This is a genomic window from Pseudomonas sp. 05N432 (assembly GCF_056396945.1).
The window spans coordinates 43,529-55,698 of record NZ_JBFTMM010000016.1 but is presented as its reverse complement, the minus strand read 5'-3'; the positions used below and the strand labels follow the sequence as shown (position 1 = coordinate 55,698).

Annotated in this window: 10 protein-coding genes; all 10 read left to right on the top strand. The window is 59.0% G+C overall.

From position 1 onward, the window contains the following. Nucleotides 1-389: 389 nt before the first annotated feature. Nucleotides 390-2,615: an NADP-dependent isocitrate dehydrogenase gene (locus AC1DHT_RS18210; protein ID WP_427537196.1), complete on the top strand. Its 2,226-nt coding sequence runs from the start codon at nt 390-392 to the stop codon at nt 2,613-2,615. Between the two features lie 213 nt (nt 2,616-2,828). Continuing rightward, the gene (locus AC1DHT_RS18205; protein WP_427537199.1) at nt 2,829-3,275 is read left to right on the top strand and encodes an NUDIX hydrolase; all 447 of its coding nucleotides are present in this window, start codon (nt 2,829-2,831) and stop codon (nt 3,273-3,275) included. 59 nt (nt 3,276-3,334) lie between these two features. Beyond that, nucleotides 3,335-4,468, top strand: a complete 1,134-nt coding sequence (gene mnmA / locus AC1DHT_RS18200; RefSeq protein ID WP_427537202.1) for a tRNA 2-thiouridine(34) synthase MnmA — start codon at nt 3,335-3,337, stop codon at nt 4,466-4,468. After that, nucleotides 4,465-5,088 carry a high frequency lysogenization protein HflD gene (gene hflD / locus AC1DHT_RS18195; RefSeq protein WP_019689830.1) on the top strand — a complete coding sequence of 208 codons (624 nt, stop codon included), beginning with the start codon at nt 4,465-4,467 and terminating at the stop codon, nt 5,086-5,088. The genes mnmA and hflD overlap by 4 nt, the downstream gene beginning before the upstream one ends. Before the next feature lie 128 nt (nt 5,089-5,216). Continuing rightward, on the top strand, nt 5,217-6,587 hold the full coding sequence (purB, locus tag AC1DHT_RS18190; protein WP_477761425.1) for an adenylosuccinate lyase: 1,371 nt from the start codon (nt 5,217-5,219) through the stop codon (nt 6,585-6,587). 85 nt (nt 6,588-6,672) lie between these two features. Then, nucleotides 6,673-7,839 carry a ribosomal protein uL16 3-hydroxylase gene (locus AC1DHT_RS18185; protein WP_427547274.1) on the top strand — a complete coding sequence of 389 codons (1,167 nt, stop codon included), beginning with the start codon at nt 6,673-6,675 and terminating at the stop codon, nt 7,837-7,839. Then, a complete protein-coding gene (locus AC1DHT_RS18180; RefSeq protein WP_427547277.1) occupies nt 7,832-8,257 on the top strand; it encodes a GNAT family N-acetyltransferase in 426 nt (141 codons plus the stop codon). The genes AC1DHT_RS18185 and AC1DHT_RS18180 overlap by 8 nt, the downstream gene beginning before the upstream one ends. Nucleotides 8,258-8,470: 213 nt before the next feature. Next, nucleotides 8,471-9,292 carry a secretin N-terminal domain-containing protein gene (locus AC1DHT_RS18175; protein WP_442114571.1) on the top strand — a complete coding sequence of 274 codons (822 nt, stop codon included), beginning with the start codon at nt 8,471-8,473 and terminating at the stop codon, nt 9,290-9,292. 498 nt (nt 9,293-9,790) lie between these two features. Then, nucleotides 9,791-11,116: an isocitrate lyase gene (aceA, locus tag AC1DHT_RS18170; protein WP_054597855.1), complete on the top strand. Its 1,326-nt coding sequence runs from the start codon at nt 9,791-9,793 to the stop codon at nt 11,114-11,116. Between the two features lie 636 nt (nt 11,117-11,752). Beyond that, entirely contained in the window at nt 11,753-12,166 is a 414-nt protein-coding gene (locus AC1DHT_RS18165; protein ID WP_019689824.1) for an NADH-quinone oxidoreductase subunit A, read from the top strand. Nucleotides 12,167-12,170: the final 4 nt, after the last annotated feature.

Below are 12,170 nucleotides of genomic sequence, written 5' to 3'. Positions count from 1 at the left end.
TACAAGTCTGAAAGCAAAGGGAAAAGCGCCAAACTCAAGCACGGTGGACGACTCTACGCCGCACGCACGCCTGCGACCTTTAGACCAATGGACGATATTCGTTGCATATGAACCATCGGCAGATTGCCAGCTACCTATGTATAATGCCGCCGCTGACCGCAGGGTCACGCAGGCGAAGCTCCTGCTTCTGGATAAAAAGCTACGAGACTTTACGCCCGATAAGCTGGACTGTTACCGCAGTCCACCCGCTTGACGCTCGACTGATGCACCCAACATCACCGCGAAGAAACCTCGACATTCGGCTCATGGATGACTTTGAACGAACGCGCTTACCCGGCGCCCCTCGAGTTTCTGCGCACGCTTTAGCAAAGAAGAGAGTTAATCCGAATATGCCCAACCGCTCGAAGATCATCTATACCTTCACCGACGAAGCCCCAGCCCTCGCCACCTATTCACTGTTGCCTATCGTAGAGGCCTTCACCGCCTCCGCTGATATCGCCGTGGAAACCCGCGATATCTCTCTTGCAGGGCGCATCCTGGCCAGCTTCCCCGAGCAATTGGGTAATAAAGCCGTAGCCGACCACCTCGCCGAACTGGGCGCGCTGGCCGTCACGCCTGAAGCCAACATCATCAAGCTGCCGAACATCAGCGCTTCGGTTCCGCAACTGCAGGCCGCGATCAAAGAGCTGCAAGCCCAGGGCTATGCACTGCCGGACTACCCGGAAACCGTCACCAGCGACGCCGACAAGGACGCCAAGTCCCGTTACGACAAGATCAAGGGCAGCGCGGTAAACCCGGTTCTGCGCGAAGGCAACTCCGATCGTCGCGCACCGCTGTCGGTCAAGAACTACGCTCGCAAGCACCCGCACAAAATGGGCGCCTGGGCAAAAGACTCCAAGTCTCACGTTGCCCACATGAGCACCGGCGATTTCTACGGCAGCGAAAAAGCCGCCCTGATCGACGCCGCTGACGCCGTGAAAATCGAACTGATCGCTCAAGACGGCACCACCACCGTCCTGAAAGAAAAAACCACCGTGCAAGCCGGTGAGATCCTCGATTGCGCCGTGATGAGCAAAAATGCCCTGCGCAGCTTCATCGCCGCTGAAATCGAAGACGCCAAGCAAAAAGGCGTACTGCTGTCGGTTCACCTGAAAGCCACCATGATGAAGGTTTCCGACCCGATCATGTTCGGCCAGATCGTTGCCGAGTTCTATAAAGACGCCCTGGCCAAGCACGCTGACGTGCTGGCACAGATCGGCTTCAACCTGAACAACGGCATCGGCGACCTGTACGCCCGTATCAAGGCGTTGCCTGCCGAGCAGCAAGCCGCGATCGAAGCGGACATCCAGGCGGTCTACGCGGTTCGTCCGTCGCTGGCGATGGTCAACTCCGACAAAGGCATCACCAACCTGCACGTGCCGAGCGACGTCATCGTCGACGCCTCGATGCCAGCCATGATCCGTGACTCCGGCAAGATGTGGGGCACCGATGGCCAGTTGCACGACACCAAGGCCGTGATCCCGGATCGCTGCTACGCCACCATCTACCAGGCGGTGATCGAAGACTGCAAGCAACACGGCGCCTTCGACCCAACCACCATGGGCAGCGTGCCAAACGTTGGCCTGATGGCGAAAAAAGCCGAAGAGTACGGCTCCCACGACAAGACCTTCCAGATCAAGGCAAACGGCGTGGTTCGCGTTTCCGACAGCGCTGGTCGCACTCTGCTGGAGCAACCGGTTGAAGCCGGCGACATCTTCCGCATGTGCCAGACCAAAGACGCGCCGATCCAGGACTGGGTCAAACTGGCGGTCAACCGTGCTCGCGCAAGCGCAACGCCGGCGATTTTCTGGCTGGACCCAATGCGCGCCCACGACGGCGTAGTGATCGAGAAAGTTCAGGCTTACCTGAAGGATCACGACACGTCCGGCCTGGACATCCGCATCATGTCGCCAGTCGACGCGATGACCTTCACCCTGGCCCGCACTCGCGAAGGCAAGGACACCATCTCGGTGACCGGCAACGTACTGCGCGACTACCTGACTGACCTGTTCCCGATCATGGAACTGGGCACCAGCGCCAAGATGCTGTCGATCGTTCCGCTGATGAATGGCGGCGGCCTGTTCGAAACCGGCGCTGGCGGCTCGGCACCGAAGCACGTTCAACAGTTGCTGGAAGAAAACTTCCTGCGCTGGGATTCCCTGGGTGAGTTCCTGGCCCTGGCCGCCTCCCTTGAGCACCTGGGTGTTACTTACAACAACCCTAAGGCGCTGGTGCTGGCCAAGACCCTGGATCAGGCCACCGGCCAGTTCCTGGACAACAACAAGTCGCCATCGCGCAAAGTCGGCAACATCGACAACCGCGGCAGCCACTTCTACCTGGCGCTGTACTGGGCTCAGGCCCTGGCCGCCCAGACTGAAGACGCAGCGCTGCAAGCGCAGTTCAGCCAACTGGCAAAAACACTGACCGAGAACGAGGCAACCATCGTTGCCGAGCTCAACGCCGTTCAGGGCAAGCCAGTCGACATCGGCGGTTACTACCACGCCGACGCCGAGCTGATCAGCAAGGCCATGCGCCCAAGCAACACCTTCAACGCGGCGATTGCTGCGCTGGTTTAAGGTTGTAAGGGAACACCAGARACCCCGGCCCGCGCCGGGGTTTCTGTTTTTGCCCTTCACATAACTCCAACACGAACACCGGACCAATGTGGGAGCGAGCCTGCTCGCGATAGCGGTTTATCATTCAACACTGATGTCGACTGACCCGCTGCAATCGCGAGCAGGCTCGCTCCCACATTGTTTTTTATTCCAGCATTAGATCGAGGAGACCTCATGGATTGGCTACCCCACATCACCGTCGCCACCATTGTCGAAGACAATGGCCGCTTCCTGATGGTCGAAGAACTCAAGGCCGGACGCGCGGTGCTCAATCAACCGGCCGGGCACCTGGACCCGAACGAGACGCTGACCGAAGCCGCCATCCGCGAAACCCTCGAAGAAACCGGCTGGGACGTTGAAGCCACCGGCGTAGTAGGCATCTATCTGTACACCGCTCCAAGCAACGGCGTGACTTACCAACGCGTGTGTTTTGCCGCCAAAGCAGTGAAGCACCACCCCGATTATCAACTCGACGACGGCATCGTCGGCGCAAAATGGCTGACCCGCAACGAACTCCTTGCACAACGCGACCACTGGCGCAGCGAGCTGATTATTCGCTGTATCGACGATTACCTGAGCGGTAAACTCTTCAGTCTCGAACTGATCCGCCCTTCTCTTTAGCCTTGCAGGCTCGGGCCTGATAGAATCGCGTCCTTTTTCAAGACACTCATTAAATCCCTATGCGTGATCCAGCCCCTTCTGACACACAAAAGAAGCGCGTCATTGTCGGCATGTCCGGCGGCGTGGACTCTTCCGTTTCTGCCCTACTGCTGATCGAGCAGGGTTATCAGGTGGAAGGCCTGTTCATGAAGAACTGGGAAGAGGACGACGGAACGGACTACTGCACCGCCATGGACGATCTGGCGGACGCTCAGGCCGTGTGCGACAAGATTGGCATCAAGCTGCACACCGCCAACTTCGCCGCCGAGTACTGGGACAACGTGTTCGAGCACTTCCTGGCTGAGTACAAGGCCGGCCGTACGCCGAACCCGGACATCCTGTGCAACCGTGAAATCAAGTTCAAGGCGTTCCTCGACTACGCCATGATGCTCGGCGCCGACCTGATTGCCACCGGCCATTACGTGCGCCGTCGCGACATCGATGGCCGCACCGAATTGCTCAAAGGCCTGGACCCGAACAAGGACCAGAGCTACTTCTTGCACGCCGTGGGTGGCGAACAGATCGCCAAGACCCTGTTCCCGGTCGGCGAACTGGAAAAACCCGAAGTTCGCGCGATTGCCGAGAAACACGCCCTGGCCACCGCGAAGAAGAAAGATTCCACCGGTATCTGCTTTATCGGTGAGCGACGCTTCAGCGACTTCCTCAAGCAATACCTGCCGGCACAGCCAGGCGAGATCAAGACCACCGAAGGCAAAGTGATCGGCCGCCACCATGGCCTGATGTACCACACCATCGGCCAGCGCCAGGGCCTGGGCATCGGCGGTTTGAAAGATGCCGGCGACGAGCCATGGTACGTGCTGATCAAGGACCTGGAACGCAACGAGCTGATCGTTGGCCAGGGCAATAATCACCCTACGCTGTTCTCCCGCGCCCTGCTTGCCTCGGACATCTACTGGGTCAACCCGGTCGACCTGAGCTCGCCACGCAAACTCACGGCGAAAGTACGCTATCGCCAGTGCGACCAGCCTTGCACCCTGGAAAAAACCGCCAACGGCTACCGCGCCACCTTCGATGACCCGCAGCGCGCGGTCACCCCAGGTCAATCGGTGGTGTTTTACGACGGTGAAGTCTGCCTCGGTGGCGGTGTCATCGAAGTCGCCGAACCCTGGAGCAGCAAGGATTCGTGCGCATGAGCCCGACTCAGGAACAACTGATAGCGCTCGGCGGTGTGTTTCTCGCCGCCGTGCTGGTCGACAAGATAGCCAAGACCGGGCAGGTCAGCGAAGCCGGCCTGACCTGCATGCTTGGCAGCTTGTTGATCATCGACCCCAAGGACACGCTGGAGGTCTACGGCGGCGACGATATCAATCTGCGCGAAGGTTATCGCGCGTTGATCGGCGCCCTCGAACGCGATCCGAGCACCCTGCAGCGCGAACCCCTGCGCTATGCCCTGTCGATGCTCGGTCTCGAGCGGCAACTGGCCAAGCGTGGCGACATGCTTGAAGTAATCGGCAAGCGCTTGCCGCAGATTCAGTCCCAGGTCGAGCATTTCGGCCCGGCCCATGAAAACGTGATCGCCGCCTGTGGCGCGCTGTATCAGGACACCTTGAGTACCCTGCGCCAACGCATTCAGGTGCACGGCGACATGCGCAACCTGCAGCAGCCAAGCAACGCCTCGAAGATCCGCGCCCTGTTGCTGGCCGGTATCCGTTCGGCGCGCTTGTGGCGGCAGCTGGGCGGTCATCGCTGGCAGTTGGTGATCAGTCGCCGCAAACTGCTCAAAGAGCTTTATCCGCTGATGCACAGCAGCTGAACTGCGCCTGTAATACTGATTTTTAGCCTGTAACGCGTAAGACGCTGGTCAGTTGGCAACGGACCAGCGGAACTTTTTCATGTATGATACGCGCCCCATTTCGTTGCCCGACTGTCCGAGAACACCCCATGCAGCTCTCTTCGCTCACTGCGGTTTCCCCTGTTGACGGCCGCTACGCCGGCAAAACCCAGGCCCTGCGCCCAATTTTCAGCGAATACGGTCTGATCCGTGCTCGTGTCCTGGTTGAAGTGCGCTGGCTCCAGCGCCTGGCCGCTCACCCTGCCATCAGCGAAGTTCCGGCGTTCTCCGCCGAAGCTAACGCCGTGCTGAACACCCTGGCGGAAAACTTCTCTCTGGAACACGCCGAGCGCGTCAAAGAGATCGAGCGCACCACCAACCACGACGTTAAAGCCATTGAGTACCTGCTCAAGGAACAAGCTGCCAAGCTGCCTGAGCTGGCCAACGTCAGTGAATTCATCCACTTTGCCTGCACCAGCGAGGACATCAACAACCTGTCCCACGCCCTGATGCTGCGTGAAGGCCGTGATGACGTGATGCTGCCGCTGATGCGCCAGACCGCCGAAGCCATCCGCGAGTTGGCCATCCGCTTCGCCGACGTGCCGATGCTGTCGCGCACCCACGGTCAGCCGGCTTCGCCGACTACCCTGGGCAAAGAACTGGCGAACGTGGTTTACCGTCTGGAGCGCCAGATCGCTCAAGTCGCTGCCGTACCGCTGCTGGGCAAGATCAACGGCGCCGTCGGCAACTACAACGCCCACCTGTCGGCTTACCCTGAGATCGACTGGGAAGCCAACGCCCGCGCCTTCATCGAAGACGAGCTGGGCCTGGGCTTCAACCCGTACACCACGCAGATCGAACCGCACGACTACATCGCCGAGCTGTTCGACGCGATCGCGCGCTTCAACACCATTCTGATCGACTTCGATCGCGATATCTGGGGCTACATCTCCCTGGGCTACTTCAAGCAGCGCACCATTGCCGGCGAAATCGGTTCCTCGACCATGCCGCACAAGGTCAACCCGATCGACTTCGAAAACTCCGAAGGCAACCTGGGCATCGCCAACGCACTGTTCCAGCACCTGGCGAGCAAACTGCCGATCTCCCGCTGRCAGCGCGACCTGACCGACTCCACCGTACTGCGCAACCTCGGTGTCGGCTTCGCCCACAGCGTGATCGCGTACGAAGCAAGTCTCAAGGGAATCAGCAAGTTAGAGCTCAATGTTCAGAAGATTGCTGCAGACCTGGACGCGTGCTGGGAAGTTCTGGCCGAGCCGATCCAGACCGTGATGCGTCGCTACAACATTGAAAACCCGTACGAAAAGCTGAAAGAACTGACGCGCGGCAAGGGCATCAGCCCTGAAGCGTTGCAGACTTTCATCGATGCACTGGACATGCCTGCCGAAGCCAAGGCCGAGCTGAAAAAGCTCACCCCGGCCAACTACATCGGCAACGCCGTGGCACAAGCCAAACGCATCTGATCGACCGCTTGACCCTTTGAGACGCCCGGCAGCGCCGGGCGTTTTTATTCCCGTCTGAAAAGTGCTTTTTTTCAATAGGTTACACATGAATCCTGATACTCCTCTTCAACTTCTGGGCGGCATCACGGCACGGGAATTCCTGCGCGACTACTGGCAGAAAAAACCGCTGTTGATCCGCCAGGCGATCCCTGACTTCGAAAGCCCGATCGACGCCGACGAACTGGCCGGTCTGGCGCTGGAAGAAGAAGTCGAATCGCGCCTGGTCATCGAACACGGCGAGCGCCCTTGGGAACTGCGTCGCGGCCCGTTCGCCGAAGACGAATTCAGCAAGCTGCCAGAGCGCGAGTGGACCCTGCTGGTGCAGGCTGTCGACCAGTTCGTGCCGGAAGTCGCCGAGCTGCTGGAAAACTTCCGCTTCCTGCCGAGCTGGCGCATCGACGACGTGATGATCAGCTTTGCCGCCCCGGGTGGCAGTGTCGGTCCGCACTTCGACAACTACGACGTGTTCCTGCTGCAAGGCCACGGCAAGCGCAACTGGAAAATCGGCCAGATGTGCGATTCCGACAGTCCGCTGCTGCAACATGCCGACCTGCGCATCCTCGCCGACTTCGAAGCCACCGACGAGTGGACCCTGGAACCGGGCGACATGCTGTACCTGCCACCGCGCCTTGCCCACTGCGGTGTGGCCGTCGATGACTGCATGACCTACTCGGTCGGTTTCCGCGCCCCAAGCGCCGCCGAAGTGCTGACCCACTTCACCGACTTCCTCAGCCAGTTCCTGCCTGACGAAGAGCGCTACACCGATGCCGACGCACAGCCAGCGATCGACCCGCACCAGATCCAGCACGATGCGCTCGACCGCTTGAAAAGCCTGCTGGCCGAGCACATGAGCGACGAGCGCCTGTTGCTGACCTGGTTCGGCCAGTTCATGACCGAGCCACGCTACCCGGAATTGGTGGTTGGCCCGGAACTGGAAGAAGACGACCTGCTGAGCAGCCTTGAACAAGGCGCTGTGCTGATTCGCAACCCAAGCGCGCGCCTGGCCTGGTCCGAAGTCGACGACGACCTGCTGCTGTTCGCCAGCGGCCAGAGCCGTTATCTGCCGGGCAAACTGCGCGAACTGCTGAAAATGATTTGCGCCGCCGATGCGCTGCACGTCGACAACCTTGGCCAATGGCTGAGCGATGAAGACGGCCGCAGCCTGCTGTGCGAACTGGTCAAGCAAGGTAGCCTGGGATTTGCCGATGAATAAGATTCACGTACGTGTCGCAGACTGGCAAAAGGACAACGCCGAGATCCGGCGCATTCGTGAAACGGTGTTCATCGCCGAGCAATCCGTTCCACCTGAACTGGAATGGGATGCCGACGACGCGAGCGCCGTGCATTTCCTCGCCTTCGAAGGCGACTTTCCGATTGGCACCGCCCGCCTGCTGCCCGATGGTCACATCGGTCGGGTGTCGGTACTCAAGGACTGGCGCGGCCTGAAGGTCGGCGACAAGCTGATGCAAGCGGTGATCGGTGAAGCCGAGAAGCGCGGGCTCAAGCAGCAGATGCTCAGCGCGCAGGTGCAGGCCACGGCGTTCTATGAGCGCCTGGGCTTTACCGTGGTCAGTGAAGAGTTCCTGGAAGCAGGGATTCCTCACGTGGACATGGTGCGTCATTCGGCTTGAGACCTAGGCGCGGCCATCGCGAGCAGGCTCGCTCCCACAGGGATTACGCCGAACCTGTGGGAGCGAGCCTGCTCGCGATGAGGCCCGACAGAACACCACAAAACGCCTCGACATTTTCCGATGTCGGGGCGTTTTGCTGTCTACGATTCAACTTGCCCCATCGCAGGCCGACAAACTGGCAAACTCAAGCCTTTGATCGCGGAGATAACGGACATGTCCCTACGCACCCTGCTCACCACGCTGCTGCTGACCTGCAGTTTTTCGGTCGTCGCTGCTACCGAGGTGGTGCAGCTCAACAATCGCACCAGCGCCGACCTGCTGCCGGTGGCGCAGAATTTTATCGGCAGGGACGGCAAGGTCAGCGCCTACGGCAACCAACTGATCGTCAACGCCGAACCCGACAAAATCAACGAACTCAAAGCCCTGATCGCACAGCTCGACACCGCACCCAAGCGCCTGCTGATCACGGTCGACACCAACGAAAACAACCAGCAAAACAACGCCGATCGGCAAACGCAGATCATCACTTACAGCACCGATAGTCGTGAAGGCGGCATCCAGCAGGTCCAGACCAGCGAAGGTACGCCCGCCCTGATCCAGATCGGCCAGAGCGTGCCGCTGACCACCACCCAGACCGACACCTACACCAGCCTGCCAAACCAGATAAACACCTCCCGCCAGCCCCAGGCCAATACCTCCGGCCAATCGCAAAACCCGCTCAACAACTACGCTCACCAGCAAAACCAGACCCAATACCGCAACGTCACCCAGGGTTTCTATGTCACCACCAGCGTCACTGGAGACATCGTACACCTGGCAATCAGTACCAACCGTGACCGGATGAGCCAGGAACGTCCCGATGTAGTGAACGTGCAAAGTACCGACACAACCGTCAGCGGTCGCCTGGGCGAGTGGATCACTCTGGCTGGCGTCAACCGCCAGACTCAAGCCGATAAACAGGCTATGAGCCGCAGCTACTCTACTCAGGGGCGGGATGACATGACGTTGCGAGTCAAAGTCGACACCTTGGACTAGCACACCAAAAACTGACTGATTAGTCGTATTAGACTAAAGATGTAGTGCTTGAAAAATAGCACTACAAAACGTTTGACGAGCCAAAAAAGCGAAGGCATGATGGCCTCGCTCCCGCTAATCAGGGGCCCTGGCAAGGGCCTTCGGGTCGCGCTCTAACCTTACCGACCTGAGCCGATTCGTGTCTGTACCGCCCACAAGGTGTGTTTGACGAGGTTGCGACTGGAACGAAGTTGTCCCGAGGGACGGAAGCGTAATAGGTAGCCCGGCAACACACTGATGATCGTATAAAGGCCCACGACGCCCGAATGCGCCCGCCAGTTCGCCCTTACCTGCTCAGCTTTCATCCTCGAGCCCATCGTTCATCCCGTCGCCTTCCCCGCCAGACCCGACTTGACCGCCTAAGCTTCTGGTCAGCGAGCAGCCATCTACGCCCTATTTGAATGTGCGTATCTGGCAACAGGAATTTTCCACCTGACCTATGCGACGAGGTTTATCTCCATGGCACTGACACGCGAACAGCAAATTGCAGCCCTTGAAAAAGACTGGGCTGAAAACCCGCGCTGGAAAGGCGTGACACGCACTTACTCCGCTGCTGACGTCGTCCGTCTGCGTGGCTCGGTTCAACCTGAGCACACCTTTGCAAAAATGGGCGCCGAGAAGCTCTGGAACCTGGTTACCCAGGGTGCCAAGCCAGCGTTCCGCCCCGAGAAAGATTTCGTCAACTGCATGGGCGCCCTGACCGGCGGCCAGGCGGTACAACAAGTTAAAGCCGGTATCCAGGCGATCTACCTGTCGGGCTGGCAGGTTGCTGCAGACAACAACTCTGCAGAATCGATGTACCCGGACCAGTCGCTGTACCCGGTCGATTCCGTACCGACCGTGGTCAAGCGCATCAACAACTCGTTCCGTCGCGCCGACCAGATCCAGTGGAAAGCCGGCAAGAACCCGGGCGACGAAGGCTACATCGACTACTTCGCACCGATCGTTGCCGACGCTGAAGCCGGTTTCGGTGGCGTTCTGAACGCCTACGAGCTGATGAAGAGCATGATCGAAGCAGGCGCTGCCGGCGTTCACTTCGAAGACCAACTGGCTTCCGTGAAAAAATGCGGCCACATGGGCGGCAAGGTACTGGTTCCAACCCAGGAAGCCATTCAGAAGCTGATCGCAGCTCGTCTGGCAGCCGACGTTGCCGGTACTCCGACCATCATCCTGGCCCGTACCGACGCTAACGCTGCTGATTTGCTGACGTCCGACTGCGACCCGTACGACCAGCCATTCGTGACTGGCGAACGCACCCAGGAAGGCTTCTACAAAGTACGTGCCGGCCTCGACCAGGCTATCGCTCGCGGCCTGGCCTACGCGCCGTACGCCGACCTGATCTGGTGCGAAACCGCCAAACCGGACCTGGACGAAGCCCGTCGTTTCGCTGAAGCGATCAAAAAGGAATACCCGGACCAACTGCTGTCGTACAACTGCTCGCCTTCCTTCAACTGGAAGAAAAACCTGGACGACGCGACCATCGCCAAGTTCCAGCGCGAATTGTCCGCCATGGGCTACAAGCACCAGTTCATCACCCTGGCCGGCATTCACAACATGTGGCACAGCATGTTCAACCTGGCGCACGACTACGCCCGCAACGACATGACTGCCTACGTGAAGCTGCAAGAGCAGGAGTTCGCTGACGCGGCCAAGGGTTACACCTTCGTGGCGCACCAGCAGGAAGTGGGCACTGGCTACTTCGACGACATGACCACCGTGATTCAGGGCGGCTCGTCTTCGGTGACTGCACTGACCGGCTCCACCGAAGAAGAACAGTTCCACTGATCCGCTTCACCTGAGCAAACGGCCCTTCCGGACCAGCTAAAAAACTAACCGGTATGCCGCACATCTGACGCCCCGACTGGTTCGGGGCGTTTTTTTGCCCGCAATTTGAAAGGAGCCCCCCCCTGTGGGAGCGAGCCTGCTCGCGATAGCGGCCTTCCAGTCGATACTGTGCTGCCTGACAATCCGCCATCGCGAGCAGGCTCGCTCCCACAAGGGATGATGGCGAACAGAGGGAAACATTGATCCAGGGCGGTATTTCGATCGGCAAAACAGGGTAAAACGGCCCCGCGCGCTACTTGCAGTAGCCGGTATGTAAGCGCAACTTTCCAGCCACCACCCCGACTAACAGTTCAAAAACCACTACAAACAATATTGATTATCATTTGGCGTGATTCATGTTCGTTACAACACGCACAAAACATTATTGACAAAACCCCGGCTAATGCCCGCAATGCATGGGCTGCAGGCCTTTTGAGGTGCGCTATGTCCTTATTCTTATAAATAATTTCGCTACAGGAATTTTACTTGCACGGTGTTGTGCCATAAAATCACCGCGATTGATTGCTGCGACATATCGTCACTGCTTTATTTCTTTTCAAGCTCAGAGACCTTTGCTCTCTGTTAAGGATTACCAGCATGCCCGAAGCGACAGGACTCATGGCCCACAACTGGGGCTTTGCCATTTTCCTTCTGGGTGTCGGCGGCCTGTGCGCCTTCATGCTCGGCGTCTCCAGCCTCCTCGGGTCAAAAGCCTGGGGCCGCAGCAAAAACGAACCGTTCGAGTCCGGCATGCTACCTACCGGTGGCGCCCGCTTGCGGCTCTCAGCCAAATTCTATCTGGTCGCGATGCTGTTCGTGATCTTCGATATCGAAGCCCTATTTCTCTTTGCCTGGTCTGTGTCCGTCCGCGAAAGCGGCTGGACCGGATTCGTCGAAGCTCTCGTTTTCATAGCAATTCTGTTGGCAGGTCTTGTCTACCTATTTCGAGTGGGCGCCCTTGATTGGGCTCCGGCAGCTCGTCATAAGCGGCAGGCGAAGCTGAAACAATGAGGCT

What these genes read in the sequence shown, in the direction of transcription:
- AC1DHT_RS18210 (WP_427537196.1), top strand. Translation starts at nt 390, where the DNA reads ATGCCCAACCGCTCGAAGATCATCTATACCTTCACCGACGAAGCCCCA.
- AC1DHT_RS18205 (WP_427537199.1), top strand. Translation starts at nt 2,829, where the DNA reads ATGGATTGGCTACCCCACATCACCGTCGCCACCATTGTCGAAGACAAT.
- mnmA (WP_427537202.1), top strand. Translation starts at nt 3,335, where the DNA reads ATGCGTGATCCAGCCCCTTCTGACACACAAAAGAAGCGCGTCATTGTC.
- hflD (WP_019689830.1), top strand. Translation starts at nt 4,465, where the DNA reads ATGAGCCCGACTCAGGAACAACTGATAGCGCTCGGCGGTGTGTTTCTC.
- AC1DHT_RS18185 (WP_427547274.1), top strand. Translation starts at nt 6,673, where the DNA reads ATGAATCCTGATACTCCTCTTCAACTTCTGGGCGGCATCACGGCACGG.
- AC1DHT_RS18180 (WP_427547277.1), top strand. Translation starts at nt 7,832, where the DNA reads ATGAATAAGATTCACGTACGTGTCGCAGACTGGCAAAAGGACAACGCC.
- AC1DHT_RS18175 (WP_442114571.1), top strand. Translation starts at nt 8,471, where the DNA reads ATGTCCCTACGCACCCTGCTCACCACGCTGCTGCTGACCTGCAGTTTT.
- aceA (WP_054597855.1), top strand. Translation starts at nt 9,791, where the DNA reads ATGGCACTGACACGCGAACAGCAAATTGCAGCCCTTGAAAAAGACTGG.
- AC1DHT_RS18165 (WP_019689824.1), top strand. Translation starts at nt 11,753, where the DNA reads ATGCCCGAAGCGACAGGACTCATGGCCCACAACTGGGGCTTTGCCATT.